The organism is Stenotrophomonas maltophilia group sp. Smal17 (assembly GCF_030237045.1).
GTDB classification, from domain to species: Bacteria; Pseudomonadota; Gammaproteobacteria; order Xanthomonadales; family Xanthomonadaceae; genus Stenotrophomonas; species Stenotrophomonas forensis.
In genome coordinates this window covers 1-17,654 of sequence record NZ_JASJSU010000084.1, presented here as the reverse complement: position 1 = coordinate 17,654, position 17,654 = coordinate 1, and the positions used below count along the sequence as shown (strand labels likewise).

Genomic DNA, 17,654 nt, shown 5'->3' with positions numbered 1-17,654 from the left:
CAGGGCTGGGGCAACGTGCATGCCAGCGAAGGCCTGCTGCTGTCGGCCAGCCTGCAGGAGCGCGCCGCATCCACGGTGATGGACAACGCCAGCGTGGTGGCGCAGCTCAAAGGCGCCGAACGCAGCCTGGAACAGATGCAACAGACCCTGGCCGAGCAGCAGGTGCCGGGCCTGGCCGAGTACCAGCGCACCCAGCAGCTGCGCGAGCAGATCGACCCGAAGGCACAGGGCCGCTATACCGGCGACGTGAACGGGCAGAGCGCGATGAAGCCCGGCAGCGACGGCCGCAGCCCTGGCGAGCAGCCGGTGGAACGGCTGGGCACGCCGCTGCTGGTGGCCGAAGCGCCGCACCACGTGGCCTGGACCACCGCGGCCAGCGCCGTGGCCTATGCCGGGCAGAACCTGCAGATGACCGTGCAGCAGGACCTGCACGTCAGCGCCGGCGAGACCCTCGCCACCGTGTCCGGCGAGCACGTGTCGCTGTTCGCGCAGAGCGGCCCGCTGCGGGTGATCGCCGCGCAGGGGCCGGTCAGCCTGCAGGCCAACGATGGCGAGCTGGAGCTGCTGAGCGACCAGGCATTGACCATCACCGCCACCGACGAGCGCATCGACGTGCTGGCGCAGACCAAGGTGGTGCTGCAGGCCGGCAGCAGTGCGATCACGCTGGAGGGCGGGAACATCACCTTCAGCTGCCCGGGCGAGTTCAAGGTCAAGGCGGGCGAGCATCCGTTCATGGGCGGGGAGCACGCTGTCCCGTTCATCCCTCCGCTTCCTGGAGGGCTTCAGCGCATTCCCGACTGGATCGCGTTGGACTACCGCGATGTGGAAACACAACAGGCCATGGCAGGCACTCCTTACGAAATCCACTTCAGGAACGGCCCGGTCATCAAGGGAAAGCTGGATGTTGCCGGCAAGGCCCACCATGAGCCCATCCCGAAGCAGGAGGTAGAGAAGGTCGTCTATGAACCCCGCAGCGCTGATACGGAAGACAACTGGCCCGACCTCGAGCTGATCGCCAACCCTCAACAGGGTGCGGGCCGTGGGTGATTCGCGCACCGATCTCCCCAATCAGGCAGCCCCCGTCACCCTGCAGCAGCTTCGCGAAGCGCTCGCCTTCATCAGCGAGCAGTACAGGAGTGCTGTCGACGGCGGCAAGAACGTCTTCGCATGGCTGTGGGAGTCGATCCAGGGGGACTTCAACCAGGAGCGCAGCACCGGGCAGGTCGTATTCGACACCGCCATTTCAATGATCCCCGGCGTGGACCAAGTCTGCGACGTCCGAGACATCATTGCCAACTGCAAGCAGATCAACGACGACAAGAGCAATTCCTGGGCCTGGATCGCGCTGGTCCTGACCCTGATCGGCCTGATCCCCACGCTGGGCTCGCTGCTGAAGGGTGTATTGAAGATCTTCTTCCTCTTCATCCGCCGCTTCGGCTTGAACCATCTTGTGCGCGCTGTGGATGAGGCCATGAGCTGGGTCATCACGCTCCTGCGCCGACGTGAGGTCGCCCAATACTGGAAAGCACTGCGCTGGGACCGCGTGTTCCATGAGCTGGCCAAGCAGACCCGCATCGTGCGTGCACGGGTGACCCAGGCACAGCTGTTGAAAGCCTTCGATCGCGCCGTGCTGCTGATGCGTAGCCTGCTGGGCAAGGTGGCCGACATCCCGATGGTGGGGCGCCGTGCCCAGGAGACCATCGACCTCGTCGTTGGCATCCGGAAGATCGCAGACAACTACATCGGAAAAGTACTGGCCCCCGTACAGCGCATCCTTGACACGATCATCAAGCGCCTTGAATTCGAAGACATGGTGCAGCGACGCGGCATCGTCAACGCCGGCAATTTCCATTTCACCGGAACGCTGCCCGAGGCACATGCCGTGACGTTGATGCGGCGGGTTGATCCGCCGCCTTCGTGGCTTGGTAAAGGAGAGCCAACCAAGAATATGCCGCTCGATCCGTCCGACTATCGTGCACGTGTCGACAAGATGGCGGACAAGGGCTTCCCGAAATTGACCGATGACCAGATCAAGAGTTTTGCCAAAGGCATGTGCGCCGATACGATCAAGGGACCTGCAAAGCTGTATCGCGTGGTCTCACCAGCGAACTTCAGTGCCGGTGCGGACTGGGTTACCGAAGAAGTCTTCAATACGATCATGAAGTCAGCCGACCCGAGGGCCACCTGGCGAAAGCACCTGGCCGTCTGGCCAGACTGGAACCCCAATGGACAGTTCGTCGTCTATGAGCTCAAGGCAGGAGAAGAACTGAAGGTGTGGCGCGGCCCGGCATCTGCCCAGAAGAAAGACGTTCTGCCGGATCACCACCTTGAAGGCGGCTACGAGCAGATCAAGTTCGATGCCGCGTTTGAATACGACGCTGCCGGCACGCCGGGAAAGAGGACGTTGGCCGATAGTTCTGAGTACTACGCCGTCAATGAAGCAACCGGTGCCATGACCAGGAGCAGCATGACCTATGACAAGTGGAAGCTCCTGCCTCCGCATGAGCAGGTGAAATACGTCAGCCTGCGAACCAAGATCAACAACCCTCGCATTCTCGGCCCAATGGACACCGGCTGGGGGACGACCGACTTTGGTACTCAAATGAATGACGTAAAGCTTGGCCTGCCGAACATCTCCGGCCAGAAAATGAATCAATGAACATGAAAATTCAATATCCGGAACTGAATCCGTGGCACAAACGCCAAGCCGCCCTCATCCATCATTTCACCTCGATGGAGTACCTGAAGGGCCTGCTGCCGCAGATCGACAGCCTGCTAGCCATGACCGACCAGATACTTGATGAGCGCTCGCATCTGGATACAGCTGGCAGAGCCTTGGCGGGTTGGGAATCACAAGATACGGCATCGCATTTTTCGACGTATGCCTATCCTGCACTGATGGAGTTCCGGGAATGTGTGGTTGAAGACATAGCACTGCGCTCAATCGAGCGGTATCGAGGAGCAGGTGAACACCAATGTGCTCGCATGCTGGAGGAGTACGCCTACCAGATGGCCTGGGCGACGCCGGAGCAGGAAAAGCTGTTCCGTGACACCACCGAAAGCGTCTTCAGATATGCACGGGAGCTCTCCGGCATAGTCGCACGCCCCCCCGTCAAGAATGACTTCTCATTCTGGCTGCTCTGGAACAAGGGCGTGATCGACTCACATCGAATCCCAAAATTCCGTGTCCGCACAGATTTTGTCGTGCGAACCAATCAGGTTCCTCCGCGCACTGGTATCTACGTTGCCAAAGATGACCCCATAGCTTCACTTCAGTTTGCATGGACTGGTGGGTACGGACACCTTTGCCCAGCCATGGCCCCCAATGATGTTGGACGAGCCGTACTGCGGCAGTTCGGTCGAGAGCGACTGTGGGGCGATGCAGAAGGCCTGTATCGCTTCCTCGATGCAAACCGGCATCTGGATCCCTATGGATGGTCAGACATTCAGGCCGATCTGGTGAAGGTGGCTCCGTCAGTGATCGCCGGTTCGGCCTTCGATCTGAAGGATTGCGACTGGTATTTTGTCGAACCCATCGCCGATGAATTCGAGGAAATCGACGGCAGCTACACCGGCACCGATCAGCCGGATCTCCGACCGGACCGAGTCGCCGCCGGCAAGCGGGTGCCTGTGGCCGGCTGGTGGTACACGCCCGCGCAAGGTGGTCGGCGCTTCTTCAAGCAAGGCGATGTGTTCCCCGCCATCAACAGCGACTGGGGTGACACCTTCTGGATCTGGGCCGCAGACCAGACGCCGTCGCCAGTACGCTGAGCCCATCGCTGGATGAGGGTTGCATCAAGAGCGGCCCTTCCCCAAGGCAGCACGCTCTCCCACACGCACGGCGCATGAACGCACTGCCCACTCCTACCGCTTCACCGGCACAGACCCGGTGATGTGTTTCTCCAGTGCCTCGGCATCACTACTGGTCAATCCACTCAGGTTCATCGATTCAGCAAACGGCCCCTGCACCGTCGCCACCATCAGCACCCGGCCATCCAGGCTGATCGCCATGCGCTGGCCGACCATCGCCGCTGTGCCATCGTGGATGCGCTGGTGCGCGTCGGGCCGATAGCGGATCTGCAGCGCCGTCTGGCCGTACTCATCCTGCACGGCGCGCACGTCAGCGATGTCCGCACTGCGGGCAATTGGAGGCTCGCGCAGCGTCAGCATCTCGTCCTGCCACTGTACCGGCACGCCCTTGCCGGCCGCATCGACCGCGCTCAGGCGCACATCCACGCCGGGCAGTGGCGGGCGGTCCGCTCCCACCCGCATGGCGGGCGTGGCGCCGGGCATGCAACCGGCCAGGGCCGTCGCCGCCCCCAACACCAGCGCAAGCAGCGCCCTCACTTCAGCTTCCGCAGCTTGAATGCCACCAGCACCTGCAGCAGCCCGTACAGCAGGCTGCCGATGCCGATCCACAGCGTGGTCACCGCCACGCCCGCATAGGGGTTGGCCGCAAACAGCAGGCCCAGCACCACTGCCAGCACGCCACTAAGAATCAGCAGCCACTCGCCCTGAATCTGCTTGCGCACGCGGATCGCGAACACGATGCGATAGATGCCGGCCACCAGCAGCCACGCCGCCAGGAACAGCACCAGCACGCTGGCGGTGGCCAGCGGGTTGATCACCGCCAGGATGCCGAAGCCCAGCGAAGCGATGGCATACAGCGCCAGCCAGCCGCGGGAAGCACCACTGCCACCGCTGATCAGTGCGAACAGGCTGATGACGCCCTCAACGATGGCGACTACACCCAGCGTCCACGCCAGTGCCATCGCCGCCGACAGCGGCCAGCCGATGGCAACAATGCCGAAGCCCAGCGCGACCAGCCCATACAACAGCAGGATCCACCAACTACGGCCGACCGCCGACAACAAGGGAGACAAGGGGGAATTCATGGCCACTCCTTCGATCCGGAACCTGACGCATCCTAGACCCTTGCGATGAAGGGGGCGATCACGGCACCCGCGCGCATACCCACACGCGCACCTCAGCAGCGCCGACCAGGCGCAGCGTCTCGGCGACCTCCATCACCGTGCTGCCGGTGGTCATCACGTCATCGACCACGGTCAGCCGCGTGGGCACCGGACCACGGATAGCAAACGCATCGAACAGATTTTCCCTGCGTTGTTCGGCCGTGCGTTCGGACTGCGGTGCGGTGTGGCGGCGCCGGTACAGCCCTTGCCAGACCGGCATCGGCAGCAACCGGCATAGCTCGCCCGCCTGGTTGTAGCCGCGCTGGCGCAACCGGCGATTGTGCAACGGAACCGGCACCAGTGGCGGACACCACCAGGGCGGCGGCGCGCGCTGCATCAGTTGCGCGAGCAGGCGTCCGGCTGCGAGATCCTGATGAAATTTGTAGCGCACCAGCAGCTGATCCACAGGCGGCAGGTACAGCAGGCTGGCATGCGTGGCGGCCTGTGGCGGTACCTCCTCGCGGCAGGTTCCGCAGACGATCAACGCGTTGTCGGGCAGCGGCAATGCGCAGCGCAGGCAGGCGCGGCCGGACCACGGAAGTTCGGCCAGGCATGCAGCGCAGAGGTCCAGCCCATCGTGGCCCGGGTCACCGCAGACCAGGCAGCGGAGCGGTAGCAGCACACGAAGTGCAGCCTGCACGTGGCGGACTGGGTTGAAGAAGGCAGACATGCACTTCAGCATGTCGCCGCCGTCGGCGCGTTGCCATCGGGGGCGCCCTCAACGACCCGTAGGCATTTTCATCGTCCACATTCTGCCCCGATCACTTCACCGCGTTGGCGCAGGCTTCGCATCCACCCGAGTGCGATACACCATGTACGGCGTCTGCCGCCGATCCGCGCCGCCATTGAATCCGGCTTGCCGATGCAGCTGGTTGGCGGTGAAGTACAGATAGCCATCGGGCCCCATCGACAAGGTATCCGGCCACAGGATGCGCGGGTCGTGCACCACAGTCGTCCAGCGCCCCTGCGCATCGCGGGCATGGATGGCGTTGTGCTCGTAGTCGCTCGCATACAGCCGGCCGTTGGCGTCCATCTCCATACCATCGGACGCGCCCTTGTCGCCGAGGTCGACCACGGCCGCAGCCAGCGCCGCCTCACTTACCTTGGGGTCGCGCAGCAAGGCGGTGGGCACGCTGTACAGATGGCGACTGGACAACGGGGTATAGAACAGCGTCGCGCCATCCGGCGACAACGCAATGCCATCGGCAGCCACGGTGAACGGCTGCGTGGAACCATCCGCGTTGCGCAGCCGCATCTGCTGTCCTTCCACGATCGGTACGAATGCCTGATCGGCCGATGTGGACACATGGCCGATCAGACGCTTGGACGCGGCGCCGGTAGCGAGGTCGATCACGATGATGCCGCCGATGCCGCTCAGCGACGAGTCGGTCACGTAGGCCACGCCCTCGCGACCGACACGGAAATCGAAGCGCACATCGTTGACGTAGGTGCGCGCGTCGATGACGTTGGCCGGGAACACCAGCGTTCTGGCCACGGTATTGGTGGCCAGATCGATCGCCACCAGCTTGGCGCCGCCGGCCTGAGGTGCAGAGAACCCGGGCGCGGCGGTGTCCAGCACCCACAACCGACCCTGGCCATCGGCCACCACACTCTGCACGCTGATGAAGTGGGCCGCCGGATCGGGACCGTCCTTGCGGTTGATGCGCGCATCCGGATAGGGCACGGCGCGGCCGTCGCGCCATTCGGCCACGCTGTAAGGCACCTCATCGCCCCAGCGCGGGAAGTTGACAAAGATCCTCCCGGTCTCGGACACCGCCACGCTGGTGGGCATGGCGCCCTCGAAACGCGCCACCGGCTCGATGATGCCGATGCTACGATCGCTGGGCAGCACAGGCGTTCCTGCCAGCGCCAGCGCGGGGGAACTGGCCAGGGCCAGCACGGCAGCCGCCAGGCGGCGGATACTGCAGTTGATCATGGTTGCTCTCGATGCAGGTCCGGGTGCAGCCCCGGCGTGGGTGCATCTTCAGCGGCGCACCTGGCATCGGGTAGACGGTGCAACGGGGAATCATCTTCACTGCAGGAGTGAAGATGAAAGGAAGATTGATCGCGTTGATCGAAGCAATGAATATCGTCTATCAGTTGCGTGCCTGCCTTGTGGCGAACCCGCTCAACATATCTCAATGGCTGCCAACGCGGTCTCGAACCTGTGCTGGCCTTCTTCACCCCACCAGGGAACGGTCATCACAGCACCCCGCTGCTGCAACTGGTGCAGAAGAAGCAGGAAGGCTTGTACCTCCCGCTCGCCCCACGACGGTCCCATGCGGTAGTCAAGCGTCAACCCATGGCGCATGACGAGCACACCCAGTTCTGGCAGAAGAACGCCGTCGCAGGCGATGTCTGCAAGACTGATATGGAAAGGCTCTACTTCGTCCTGGAGAACACGCCGCGCGTCGCCCGGCCCCATGAACGGCTGACCACGATCTTCCGCACCGAGCCAGAGCTGCACGCTTCCAGAAGCCGCGACGCGGGCACCGCAGGCAAACAGATAGGCGAACGCATCAGCCGTCCCGGCGGCTTCACAGCACGTGAGCTCCACTTCCGGGAGCGAACCATCATCGGTGACGAAGTAGCACCGTAACGGCGCCAACACCTCCTGCGGGAGGAACATTGCGACTCCTGGCTGCATTGCTCCTACTCATCTCCATTTTCACGCGAGTGGGAGGATCGCACAGCGGGCGCCTCGACAGCCACATCTCCAACCGTCTTCGGCACCATCAACAACTCCGCCAGCCCGCGATAGATCGGCACCCGGCACACCAACCCGGACACGCCACGCGCGATCAACACCGTGGCCAGGATCGGCAGCAGCAGATCGCCGCTGTCGGTCAGCTCCAGCGAGATCACCGCCGAGGTCAGCGGTGCCTGGGTCACGCCGGTCAGGTAGGCGCACATGCCCAGCAGCACGAACGCACGCGGGTCCACGCCCGGCATCAGTACCGCCAGGTTGTGGCCCAGCCCGGCACCGACCGCCAGCGCCGGCGAGAACAGGCCACCGGGGATGCCCGCCACATAGGACGCCAGATTGGCCAGCAGCTTCATCAGCCCGAATTCGTGGCCCACCAGCGCCTGGCCCTGCACCAGGCTGCGCGCCTGCTCATAACCGGTACCGAACGCACCTTCACCGAACACCAGCGCCAGCAGCACCACCACCAGGCCGCATCCGGCGGCCAGCAGCACCGGATGCCGTTGCCGCAGCTGGCCCAGCCAACGTGGACGCCCCGCCGCACTGGCCAGCACAGCACGCGCGAACACTCCGCCCAGCAACCCGGCCACCACGCCACACAGCAGGATCGCCAGCCAGCCCTGGCCCAGCGGCAACCGCGCACTTACATGGCCGAAGTAGGTGTAGTTGCCCAGCAGGCCCAGCGACACCACGCCGCCGACAATCACGGCGGTCAGCAGCGTGCCGGAGAACCGATGCTCGAAACGGCCGCTGAGCTCCTCGATGGCGAAAACGATACCGGCCAGCGGCGTGTTGAACGCCGCCGCGATGCCGGCAGCACCACCGGCCAGCAGGAAGTGCGAGAGCTCGCGTGGGTCCTTGAAGCCGAACCATCGGCCGAACAGGTACATCAGGCTGGCGCCCACATGCACGGTGGGGCCTTCGCGCCCCACTGACGCGCCACCCAGCAGCGACAGCGATGTCAGCAGCAGCTTTCCAGCCGAAACGGCGGGCGAAAGGTTGGCCTCCCGGAACGACGCGTCCGGCTTGTCCAGGGCAGCAATGACCTGCGGAATGCCGCTGCCGCGCGTGGGCTTCAGCACACCACTGGTCAGCCAGGCCAGCAACGCGAAGATGCCCGGCGTGAGCAGCAGGGCCCACCACGGCGAGTGCGAGGTGATGCGCTGGAACAGGTGGAAGGCGGCGTCGCTGGCCTTGGCGAACAGGATCGCCACCAGTGCTACGGCCACGGCACCGCCCCACAGCGCGGCGCGGCGGCGCCAGGCCTCGCTCAGGACCAGCGCAGTGATACGGCCGCGAAGGCGGTAAAGATCAATCATGCAGGGCAGTCTGGACGCTGCGAACGCTGGCGGACAGCGGCTACTGTGGCTGATGGCCTTGCAGGATGCGGTGAAATGCACTGGTACTGCGGGGAAACGCACCCGAAACCCGGATAGATGCAACGATCTGCAACGCCGATGTTCAGATCGCCAGACGATGGAGAACGTGGGTCAGCGCCAGCTGGGAACAGCCCCGGTCCGGCAGTACCCCGTCCTCGCCGGGCGCACCCACCTCGAACCCCTCCTCGACATCCTCGTAGTACAGCAACCCGCCAGGCAGTTGTGCGACCACCCACACCGACTCGATGGTGCCCAGCCTGTGCAGTGGCATTGCACGCAATGGCACACGCAGCGTTTCGAAGATGGCTCGGTGCCCCGGTGAGCAGTCCTGCAATTGCCGCGCGATCAGAGCTTCCAGCTCTTCGCGGGTGATCGGCAACCAGCTGTCGAGAGAGTCCATTGCAACGCGGCCCGATTGAATGTGCACGCCTGAGTGTATCGCCGGCGCAGCGCGCACCGCCTCCTTCCGGATCAGTTTCAACGCGTGTCCCAGCTGCGCGTACCGGCCACTGTAAACTATATTGAATACATTTCGGTTGACAGTCCCGGTGCGCCCACCCACACTGCCGCCCTCGCTCCACTCGTACCCAAGGTCCCGCCATGGCTGCTGCCATCCGCCACGACTGGCAACACGACGAACTGCAGGCGCTGTTCGATCTGCCGTTCCCTGAGCTGCTGTTCCGCGCCGCAGCGGTCCACAGCGACCATTTCGACCCATCGCAGGTACAGGTTTCCACGCTGCTGTCGGTGAAGACCGGCGGGTGCCCGGAGAACTGCGCGTACTGCCCGCAGGCGCAGCGCTACGCCACCGGGGTGAACGCGCAGAAGCTGATGGACACCGACGCGGTGCTGGCCAAGGCGCGCCAGGCCAAGGCCGCCGGTGCATCGCGCTTCTGCATGGGCGCCGCATGGCGTTCGCCGAAGGACCGCGACATCCCGAAGGTGGCGGCGATGATCGCCGGGGTGAAGGCATTGGGCCTGGAGACCTGCGCCACGCTGGGCATGCTCAGTGGCGAGCAGGCGCGTGCGCTGAAGGATGCCGGCCTGGACTACTACAACCACAACCTCGACACCGCGCCGGACTACTACGATTCGATCATCCACACGCGCCAGTACCAGGACCGCCTGGATACGCTGGAACATGTGCGCGACGCCGGCCTCAAAACCTGCTGCGGTGGCATCGTCGGCATGGGCGAGACGCGCGCACAGCGGGTCGGCCTGCTGCTGGCGCTGGCCACGCTGCCGGCCCATCCCGATTCAGTGCCGATCAACAAGCTGGTGCAGGTGGCGGGTACCCCGCTGCACGGCAGTGCCGAGCTGGACCCGTTCGAGTTCGTGCGCATGATCGCCGTGGCGCGCATCGCCATGCCGCGCTCGATGGTGCGGCTGTCGGCCGGGCGTGAGGCCATGAGCGACGAACTGCAGGCGCTGTGCTTCATTGCCGGTGCCAATTCGATCTTCTACGGCGACAAGCTGCTGACCACCGGCAACCCGGAGAGCGAGCGCGACCTGGCGCTGTTCGCGCGGCTGGGGCTGCAGCCGATGGCGGTGCAGGTGGATGCCGAGGGCCACGACCACGGTGGCACCGTGCATGCCGATATCAGCGCCGATGCGCCCGGCTGCGGCTGCGCTCACGCGGCCTGAGACGGGATGCAGGCAGGCGTCGCGGCAACGCGCTACCCTAGCCGCCCCGTCGCCGCATTCAGCCGCCATGGCCCGCCCCGACCTGACCGCTCGCCTTCATGCCCAGCGCGCCCTGCGCGATGCCCAGGGGCGTCGCCGCCCGCGACGCACGGTCAGCCGTCGTGATGGTGTGCGCCTGGAAGTGGACGGCCAGTGGCTGACCGGCTTCTGCAGCAACGACTACCTCGGCCTGGCCCAGCAGTTCAGCGTGGTCAACGCGCTGCAGGATGCCGCCGCGCGCGAGGGCGCTGGCGCCGGTGCCTCGCACCTGGTGTGCGGCCACCACGCAATGCACGATGCGCTGGAGCGCGAGGTGGCCGACTGGCTCGGCTACCCGCGTGCACTGCTGTTCGGCAGTGGCTTCGCCGCCAACCTGGCGGTGCAGCAGGCGCTGCTGAGCGAAGAGAACGATGTGTGCGTGCAGGACAGGCTCAACCATGCCAGCCTGCTGGATGCGACCCGGCTTGCCGGCGCGCGCCTGCGCCGCTATCCGCATCTGGATGCGGAAGGTGCGATGCGTCAGCTCAAGCATGCGCCCGATGGCGCGGCGATGCTGGCCACCGATGGTGTCTTCAGCATGGATGGCGACATCGCCCCATTGCGTGCACTGTCGCTGGTGGCACGACTGCAGCAGGCGCTGTTCTACGTCGATGACGCGCACGGCGTAGGCGTGGTCGGTGATGGCCGTGGCGCGGTCGCGGCGGCCGGACTGGGCGTGGACGATGTGCCGCTGCAGCTGGTCACGCTGGGCAAGGCGCTGGGTGGTTCCGGCGCCCTGGTGCTGGGCCGCGACGACCTGATCGAGCATCTGGCCGAAACCGCACGCCCCTATATCTACACCACCGCCGTACCACCGGCGATGGCGGCGGCGGCACTGGAAGCGGTGCGCCTGGCACGCCGCGACCACTGGCGCCGCTCCAAACTGGCTGATCTGATCGCGCTGTTCCGCAGCGAAGCGCGTCGCCACGGACTGGACCTGATGGCCTCGGAGACCCCGATCCAACCGTTGCTGTGTGGCGACGACCACTCGGCCGTGGCGATGTCGCGGGCGCTGGAACAGGCCGGCTGGCTGGTCGGCGCGATCCGACCGCCGACGGTACCGGAGGGCAAAGCGCGGCTGCGCGTCACCCTGTCCGCACTGCACTCGCCGGACCAGGTGCGCGGCCTGGTCGACGCCATCGCCAGCGCGCGCGACCACGTGACCCTGGCCGTGCGTGACGCCGCTCCGCCGCCGCTGCCCGCCTTTGCCTGAACCTGCCGCCGTTCTCCCATGCATATTGAAGTGACCGGCCGCGGGCCGGATCTTGTACTGATCCACGGTTGGGCGCTGCAGGGCGGTGTGTTCGCACCGCTGGTGCAGCGCCTGGCGGACCGGTTCACCCTGCATCGGGTCGATCTGCCCGGCCACGGCCATAGCCGCGACGACACCACGCAGCTGCGCCTGCCGTTCGTGGTCAACGCCATTGCCGCGGCCACGCCGCCGGCGGTGTGGTGCGGCTGGTCGCTGGGCGGGCTGTTCGCACTGCATGCGGCAGCGACGCTGCCGAAGGTGCGCGGGCTGGCGATGATCGCGGCCACGCCGCGTTTCGTGCGTGGCGAGGACTGGCCGCATGCGGTGGAACCGGCGGTGTTCGAGCAGTTCGGGCGTGAGCTGGCCACCGACTTCGGCGGCACCCTGGAACGCTTCCTGGCACTGGACGTGATGGGCTCGGCGCACGCCCGCGAGGAGCTGCGCACGCTGCGCCAGCGCCTGGTCGAGCGCGGTGCGCCCACCGAACGTGCGCTGCTGGAAGGCCTGCGCCTGCTGGAAAACACCGACCTGCGCGGCGCACTGCCGACCCTGGGCAAACCCAGCCTGTGGATCGCCGGCCAGCGCGACCGCCTGGTGTCGCCGGCCGCGATGCAGGCCGCTGCGGCGCTGGCCCCGCAGAGTCAGGCGTTGACCGTTGCCCATGGCGGCCATGCGCCGTTCCTCGGCCATGCCGACGAGGTCGCCGCTGCCCTGCAACACTTCGTTGCCGGCCTGTCACCGGCCGATGGCGGACAATGAGCGCCTTCCGAACCGCGCAGGACTGACGCATGGATCTGGGTATCAACGGCCGCTGGGCACTGGTCTGCGGCGCAAGCAAGGGGTTGGGCCTGGGCTGCGCGCGTGCGCTGGTGCGCGAGGGCGTCAACGTGGTGATCGTGGCCCGTGGCGAGGCGGCGCTGCAGCACGCGGCCGAGGAACTGCGTGCCCTGCCCGGCGCTGCGGATGTCCGCGCGGTCGCCGCCGATGTCACCACCGAGGCCGGTCGCGCTGCGGCACTGGCCGCGTGCCCGCAGGTGGACATCCTGGTCACCAACGCCGGTGGCCCGCCGCCGGGCGATTTCCGCAGCTTCGAGCGCGATGACTGGATCGCCGCGCTGGACGCCAACATGCTGGCGCCGATCGCACTGATCCGCGCCACCGTGGACGCGATGATCGATCGCGGCTTCGGCCGCATCGTCAACATCACCTCCTCGGCGGTGAAGGCCCCGATCGACATCCTGGCGCTGTCCAACGGCGCGCGCAGTGGCCTGACCGGCTTCGTCGCCGGCCTGTCGCGCCGCACCGTGGCCCACAACGTCACCATCAACAACCTGCTGCCCGGCCAGTTCGACACCGACCGCCTGCGCGCCAACTTCGCCCACAGTGCGGGCAAGGATGGCGACGCCGGCGAAGTGGCCGAGCGCCGCCGCCAGCAGATTCCCGCCGGCCGCTTCGGCACGCCGGATGAATTCGGCGCCGCCTGCGTCTTCCTGTGCAGCGCACAGGCCGGTTACCTCACCGGGCAGAACCTGCTGATCGACGGCGGCGCCTACCCCGGTACGTTCTAAGAGACTTTCGCAATGCCGTCCCACTTCGATGCCCGCCACGTCCGCCGCGCGTTCGCCCGCGCTGCCAACAGCTACGACGCCGCCGCCGCCCTGCAGCGCGAGGTGCAGTCGCGGCTGATCGAGTCGCTGGACTACCTGGAGGCACGCAAGCCCGAGGTGGTGCTGGACATCGGCGCCGGTACCGGCCACGCCAGCGCGCTGATGAAGAAGCGCTGGCCGAAGGCGCAGGTGATCGCGCTGGACGTGGCATTGCCGATGCTGGACCAGGCCAAGCGCCAGGCCGGCTGGTGGAAGCCGTTCCAGCGCCTGTGCGGCGATGCGGCCGCGCTGCCGCTGGCCGACAACAGCGTGGACGTGATCTTCAGCAACCTGTGCCTGCAGTGGGTCGACGACCTGCCCGCGGTGTTCGCCGGGTTCCGCCGCGTGCTCAAGCCCGGTGGCCTGCTGCTGTGCTCGACCTTCGGCCCGGAGACGCTGGTCGAACTCAATGAAGCCTTTGCCGCCGCCGATGATCGCCCGCACGTCAGCCGCTTCGCGCAGATCGCCCAGTTCGGCGATGCGCTGATGATGGCCGGCTTCCGCGACCCGGTGCTGGACCGCGACCTGTTCACCCTGACCTACGACGATCTGCCCTCGCTGATGCGCGAACTGCGCGCGATGGGCGCGACCAACGCGCGAACGGACCGCCGCCACACGCTGACCGGGCGTGGCCGTTTCGCTGCGGCCGCCGCCGCATACGAGCCGATGCGCCGCGCCGACGGCAAGCTGCCGAGCAGCTGGGAAGTGATCTATGCCCACGCCTGGGCGCCGGACCCGGGTGCCCCGATCCGCGAAGGCGGGCATGACGTGGCTTCGGTACCGGTGTCGGCGATTCCGATCCGGCGCAAGCAGACCTGATCACGCGACCGCGAATCTGCTTTTTGGTAGGTGCCAACCTTGGTTGGCATAACCCATCAGATCGCGGTGCCGCCGGCCGTGTGCCGACCAAGGTCGGCACCTACCGATTCATGTATGCGCACTGCTCTGGTAGGTGCCAACCTTGGTTGGCACAACCCGTCAGATCGCGGTGCCGCCAGCCGTGTGCCGACCAAGGTCGGCACCTACCGATTCATGTATGCGCACTGCTCTGGTAGGTGCCAACCTTGGTTGGCACAACCCGTCAGACCGCGGTGTCGCCGCCATTGCGCCAACCAAGGTTGGCGCCCACCGATTCATGTGCGCGCACCGCTCTGGTAGGTGCCAACCTTGGTTGGCACAACCCATCAGATCGCGGTGCCGCCGGCCGTGTGCCGACCAAGGTCGGCACCTACCGATTCATGCATGCGCGCTGCTCTGGTAGGTGCCAACCTTGGTTGGCACAACCCATCAGATCGCGGTGCCGCCGGCCGTGTGCCGACCAAGGTCGGCACCTGCCGATTCATGCACGCGCACCGCTCTGGTAGGTGCCAACCTTGGTTGGCACAACCCGTCAGATCGCGGTGCCGCCGGCCGTGTGCCGACCAAGGTCGGCACCTACCAGAAGCGGGCTTCCGCCTCAGGTATTGGCCGGCGAACTCAGCGGCGGGCGCACCAGGTCGCGGTGGAAGAAATAGATCTCCTGCACCAGGAAACGCCAGCTGGTATGGAAGCTGCGGAAGCGCGTGCTGGGCGTGGACGAGGCCAGTGCATCGATACCCAGCGCCTTGCTCAGGCGCAGCGCGCGCGCCATGTGCAGCGGGTCACTGACGATGATCACGCGGTGCAGGTTGCGCTGATCCATCAACCGCTTGGCTTCGACCAGGTTCTGCACGGTGTTGCGCGAGGCGGTCTCGATCAGGATCGCGTCGTCCGGCACCCCGTGCTTGAGCGCATAACGCCGCGCCACCTGCGATTCGGAAAAGCGCGCGCCGGTGCCGCCATAGCCACCAGTGAAGATCAGCAGTGGCGCGTACTGGGCCTCATAGAGATCCAGGCCATGGCGGATGCGTTCTTCGAACACCGGCGAAGGCTTGGCGTCATAGGCCGCTGCACCGAGCACGATGATGGCATCGGCCTTGGCCGCCTGGTCGCGCTCACCCACCCAGACGATCCAGGCGGTGACACCGAGCAGCCAGATCACCAGCACCACGAACAGCCGCCACAACCAGCCCAGCAGGCCGGTGCGGTGCCGCTGCCGGTCACGGCTCAAGGCGTCCCCCAGCGCAGCGCTGGCAGGTCGACATTGCCGCCGGACAACACCAGGCCCACGCGCAGCCCGGCAAACCGCTGCGGCTGCGCCAGCACCGCGGCCAGCACGGTTGCCGAGGACGGTTCGACCACCTGCTTGAGCACGTCCCACAGCAGGCGCATCGCCGCCAGCGTGGCCGCGTCATCGACCACGATCACTTCCGCACCCGCCGCGCGCAGCAGCTCGAAGTTGGGCGCGCCGATCAGGGTGCGCAGGCCATCGCAGATCGTGTCCGGGGTGAAAGCCGCCTGGCGCTCGCCTGCGGCCAGCGAGCGTGCGGTGTCATCGGCGCCGGCCGGTTCGGCCAGCACCAGCCGGGTCTGCGGGCTGGCATGCTGCAGCGCCAGCGCGGTACCGCTGGCCAGGCCACCGCCGCCCACCGGTACCACCAGCACATCGAACGGGCCATCGCTGTGCAGCAGTTCCAGGGCCGCAGTGCCCTGCCCCGCCATCACTGCCGGATCTGCATAGGGGTGGACCAGGGTTGCGCCGGTATCGGCCTGCACCTTGGCGCAGGTGGCCTCACGGTCGGCGATGGTCGGCGGGCAGCGCCAGAGCGTGGCACCGTGCCGGGCGATGTTGGCCAGCTTGGCCGCCACCGCACCTTCGGGCACCACCACGTGGCAGGGAATGCCGCGGGTGCGCGCGGCCAGGGCCAGCGCGGCGCCATGATTGCCGGAGGAATGGGTGACCACGCCGGCACGGGCGCGATCGGCATCGAGCGACCACACCGCGTTGCAGGCACCACGGAACTTGAATGCGCCGCCGCGCTGCAGGTGTTCGGCCTTGAACGCCAGCTGCGCCCCGGCCATCGCATCAAGCGTGCGCGAGCGCAGCACCGGGGTCACGCTGGCATGCGGGGCGATCCTCGCGGCAGCAAGCAGGACATCGTCGGCGCGGGGCAACAGTGAATCGCTCATGACGCAAGATTAACGTATGCCCCCGCGCTGGCGACCGGGGCACACGTCATGCCAGCATGCAGCCCTTCACCTCCATTCATCCTGGCCAGCGGAATTAAGGGCCGATTCAATGCCCGCGCACGAAGCTGACTGCACACCCGTCCTCTGGGGGGACCCACCATGAAAATGCGCTTGATGCTTGCCGGTGGCCTGATGCTGGCCCTGACCGGCTGCGCCACCTACGACTATGTCGGCGGTGGCCGGGGCGGCGGCTACTACCACGGTGCGCCGTCGGTGGAGTACCGCTACCCGGCCGGCTATCCCTACAACTATGGTTACCCGTACTACGGCGGCTACGGCGGCTATTACGGCGGCTATGGCAATCCGTACTACTCGCGCCCGATCTACCGGCCGCCGCACAACCATCGGCCGCCGCCGCGTCCACCTGGCAACGGTGGCGAGAACCGCCCGCCGCCGCCGTCGCGTCCGTCGTACAACGGTGGCTCGCCGTGGCGGAACATGGACTCGATGCGTCGCCCGCCGCAGTCCAGCGTGCAGCCGTCGGCGCCCGCGCCGCAGGCCCGGCCAGCCCCGGCGCCGAGCGCGCCGAGGATGAACGGCTCCCCTTGGCGCAACATGGATCGTGCGACGCAGCGCACAGTTGAGCGCTGAACCATCTTGCATTTCACACGGTCCAAGCCGCACTCTACGCGGGCAGTGACGGCCCGCGTCACAATGTGACAAAAACGACACGCGCCGCCGCAAAAAGCTCTACGTCGATATCCGACAGGAACATCTGGATCCCCCCTGTTCCGGCCCTGTCGGATGTCGGCACCTCTGAAGGCAGACGGCCCCGCAATGCGGGGCCGTCTGTTTTGTGGAGGGGAGGCATCCGTAGATCCACGCCATGCGTGGATGGAGCTTTCCCGGCAGCCGCAAAAAAACAGGGCC

19 protein-coding genes are annotated in these 17,654 nt (G+C 66.3%); 9 read left to right on the top strand and 10 right to left on the bottom strand.

Annotated elements, in window-relative coordinates; all coding sequences use genetic code 11:
• The 3 genes from QRO93_RS17430 to QRO93_RS17420 form a co-directional block, all read left to right on the top strand.
• Positions 1 to 1,047, top strand: a 1,047-nt coding sequence (locus tag QRO93_RS17430) for a DUF2345 domain-containing protein (protein ID WP_285304297.1), incomplete at its 5' end; no start/stop codon positions are given.
• Positions 1,040 to 2,659, top strand: coding sequence for a hypothetical protein (locus QRO93_RS17425; protein WP_219626346.1), 1,620 nt, complete (start codon positions 1,040 to 1,042; stop codon positions 2,657 to 2,659). The genes QRO93_RS17430 and QRO93_RS17425, both read left to right, overlap by 8 nt.
• Complete coding sequence (locus QRO93_RS17420) at positions 2,656 to 3,771, top strand: hypothetical protein (RefSeq protein WP_258011048.1); 1,116 nt, start codon at positions 2,656 to 2,658, stop codon at positions 3,769 to 3,771. The genes QRO93_RS17425 and QRO93_RS17420 overlap by 4 nt, the downstream gene beginning before the upstream one ends.
• A 93-nt stretch (positions 3,772 to 3,864) precedes the next feature.
• On the opposite strand, the gene QRO93_RS17415 is transcribed toward QRO93_RS17420, so the two are convergent.
• The 7 genes from QRO93_RS17415 to QRO93_RS17385 all read right to left on the bottom strand — a co-directional run bounded on the left by QRO93_RS17415 (position 3,865) and on the right by QRO93_RS17385 (position 9,537).
• The gene (locus QRO93_RS17415; protein WP_180881003.1) at positions 3,865 to 4,293 is read right to left on the bottom strand and encodes a SecDF P1 head subdomain-containing protein; all 429 of its coding nucleotides are present in this window, start codon (positions 4,291 to 4,293) and stop codon (positions 3,865 to 3,867) included.
• Between the two features lie 50 nt (positions 4,294 to 4,343).
• Positions 4,344 to 4,895, bottom strand: coding sequence for an HdeD family acid-resistance protein (locus QRO93_RS17410; RefSeq protein ID WP_053451073.1), 552 nt, complete (start codon positions 4,893 to 4,895; stop codon positions 4,344 to 4,346).
• Between the two features lie 58 nt (positions 4,896 to 4,953).
• Positions 4,954 to 5,643, bottom strand: coding sequence for a ComF family protein (locus tag QRO93_RS17405; protein ID WP_053451396.1), 690 nt, complete (start codon positions 5,641 to 5,643; stop codon positions 4,954 to 4,956).
• Between the two features lie 96 nt (positions 5,644 to 5,739).
• On the bottom strand, positions 5,740 to 6,909 hold the full coding sequence (locus QRO93_RS17400) for an L-dopachrome tautomerase-related protein (RefSeq protein WP_053451074.1): 1,170 nt from the start codon (positions 6,907 to 6,909) through the stop codon (positions 5,740 to 5,742).
• A 192-nt stretch (positions 6,910 to 7,101) separates the two neighbouring features.
• On the bottom strand, positions 7,102 to 7,602 hold the full coding sequence (locus QRO93_RS17395) for a hypothetical protein (RefSeq protein ID WP_180880985.1): 501 nt from the start codon (positions 7,600 to 7,602) through the stop codon (positions 7,102 to 7,104).
• Positions 7,603 to 7,625: 23 nt separating this feature from the next.
• On the bottom strand, positions 7,626 to 8,996 hold the full coding sequence (locus QRO93_RS17390) for a chloride channel protein (RefSeq protein WP_053511793.1): 1,371 nt from the start codon (positions 8,994 to 8,996) through the stop codon (positions 7,626 to 7,628).
• A gap of 142 nt (positions 8,997 to 9,138) precedes the next feature.
• Positions 9,139 to 9,537, bottom strand: coding sequence for a hypothetical protein (locus QRO93_RS17385; RefSeq protein ID WP_258011049.1), 399 nt, complete (start codon positions 9,535 to 9,537; stop codon positions 9,139 to 9,141).
• A 119-nt stretch (positions 9,538 to 9,656) separates the two neighbouring features.
• Here QRO93_RS17385 and bioB point away from each other — a divergent pair, with 119 nt between their 5' ends.
• The 5 genes from bioB to bioC all read left to right on the top strand — a co-directional run bounded on the left by bioB (position 9,657) and on the right by bioC (position 14,495).
• Complete coding sequence (gene bioB / locus QRO93_RS17380; RefSeq protein ID WP_180880989.1) at positions 9,657 to 10,700, top strand: biotin synthase BioB; 1,044 nt, start codon at positions 9,657 to 9,659, stop codon at positions 10,698 to 10,700.
• Positions 10,701 to 10,767: 67 nt separating this feature from the next.
• Positions 10,768 to 11,991, top strand: coding sequence for an 8-amino-7-oxononanoate synthase (gene bioF / locus QRO93_RS17375; RefSeq protein ID WP_180880991.1), 1,224 nt, complete (start codon positions 10,768 to 10,770; stop codon positions 11,989 to 11,991).
• Between the two features lie 18 nt (positions 11,992 to 12,009).
• Entirely contained in the window at positions 12,010 to 12,789 is a 780-nt protein-coding gene (bioH, locus tag QRO93_RS17370) for a pimeloyl-ACP methyl ester esterase BioH (protein WP_180880993.1), read from the top strand.
• A 29-nt stretch (positions 12,790 to 12,818) separates the two neighbouring features.
• The gene (locus QRO93_RS17365) at positions 12,819 to 13,598 is read left to right on the top strand and encodes an SDR family oxidoreductase (protein ID WP_180880995.1); all 780 of its coding nucleotides are present in this window, start codon (positions 12,819 to 12,821) and stop codon (positions 13,596 to 13,598) included.
• A 12-nt stretch (positions 13,599 to 13,610) separates the two neighbouring features.
• Positions 13,611 to 14,495: a malonyl-ACP O-methyltransferase BioC gene (gene bioC, locus QRO93_RS17360; RefSeq protein WP_053451082.1), complete on the top strand. Its 885-nt coding sequence runs from the start codon at positions 13,611 to 13,613 to the stop codon at positions 14,493 to 14,495.
• Positions 14,496 to 15,132: 637 nt separating this feature from the next.
• Here bioC and QRO93_RS17355 read toward each other — a convergent pair.
• Together QRO93_RS17355 and QRO93_RS17350 are read right to left on the bottom strand one after the other, a co-directional pair.
• Positions 15,133 to 15,765, bottom strand: a complete 633-nt coding sequence (locus tag QRO93_RS17355) for a YdcF family protein (protein ID WP_006475275.1) — start codon at positions 15,763 to 15,765, stop codon at positions 15,133 to 15,135.
• Positions 15,762 to 16,724, bottom strand: coding sequence for a pyridoxal-phosphate dependent enzyme (locus tag QRO93_RS17350; protein WP_180881019.1), 963 nt, complete (start codon positions 16,722 to 16,724; stop codon positions 15,762 to 15,764). The genes QRO93_RS17355 and QRO93_RS17350 overlap by 4 nt, the downstream gene beginning before the upstream one ends.
• A gap of 159 nt (positions 16,725 to 16,883) precedes the next feature.
• Here QRO93_RS17350 and QRO93_RS17345 point away from each other — a divergent pair, with 159 nt between their 5' ends.
• Entirely contained in the window at positions 16,884 to 17,375 is a 492-nt protein-coding gene (locus QRO93_RS17345; protein WP_053451084.1) for a hypothetical protein, read from the top strand.
• Positions 17,376 to 17,433: 58 nt separating this feature from the next.
• Here QRO93_RS17345 and QRO93_RS17340 read toward each other — a convergent pair.
• Positions 17,434 to 17,654, bottom strand: a 221-nt coding sequence (locus tag QRO93_RS17340; protein WP_285304296.1) for a hypothetical protein, incomplete at its 5' end; no start/stop codon positions are given.

Bases quoted from the DNA above. Each gene is read 5' to 3' on its own strand.
- QRO93_RS17420 (WP_258011048.1), top strand. From the start codon at position 2,656: ATGAACATGAAAATTCAATATCCGGAACTGAATCCGTGGCACAAACGC.
- QRO93_RS17415 (WP_180881003.1), bottom strand. From the start codon at position 4,293: ATGCCCGGCGCCACGCCCGCCATGCGGGTGGGAGCGGACCGCCCGCCA.
- QRO93_RS17410 (WP_053451073.1), bottom strand. From the start codon at position 4,895: ATGAATTCCCCCTTGTCTCCCTTGTTGTCGGCGGTCGGCCGTAGTTGG.
- QRO93_RS17405 (WP_053451396.1), bottom strand. From the start codon at position 5,643: ATGTCTGCCTTCTTCAACCCAGTCCGCCACGTGCAGGCTGCACTTCGT.
- QRO93_RS17400 (WP_053451074.1), bottom strand. From the start codon at position 6,909: ATGATCAACTGCAGTATCCGCCGCCTGGCGGCTGCCGTGCTGGCCCTG.
- QRO93_RS17395 (WP_180880985.1), bottom strand. From the start codon at position 7,602: ATGTTCCTCCCGCAGGAGGTGTTGGCGCCGTTACGGTGCTACTTCGTC.
- QRO93_RS17390 (WP_053511793.1), bottom strand. From the start codon at position 8,996: ATGATTGATCTTTACCGCCTTCGCGGCCGTATCACTGCGCTGGTCCTG.
- bioB (WP_180880989.1), top strand. From the start codon at position 9,657: ATGGCTGCTGCCATCCGCCACGACTGGCAACACGACGAACTGCAGGCG.
- bioF (WP_180880991.1), top strand. From the start codon at position 10,768: ATGGCCCGCCCCGACCTGACCGCTCGCCTTCATGCCCAGCGCGCCCTG.
- bioH (WP_180880993.1), top strand. From the start codon at position 12,010: ATGCATATTGAAGTGACCGGCCGCGGGCCGGATCTTGTACTGATCCAC.
- QRO93_RS17365 (WP_180880995.1), top strand. From the start codon at position 12,819: ATGGATCTGGGTATCAACGGCCGCTGGGCACTGGTCTGCGGCGCAAGC.
- bioC (WP_053451082.1), top strand. From the start codon at position 13,611: ATGCCGTCCCACTTCGATGCCCGCCACGTCCGCCGCGCGTTCGCCCGC.
- QRO93_RS17350 (WP_180881019.1), bottom strand. From the start codon at position 16,724: ATGAGCGATTCACTGTTGCCCCGCGCCGACGATGTCCTGCTTGCTGCC.
- QRO93_RS17345 (WP_053451084.1), top strand. From the start codon at position 16,884: ATGAAAATGCGCTTGATGCTTGCCGGTGGCCTGATGCTGGCCCTGACC.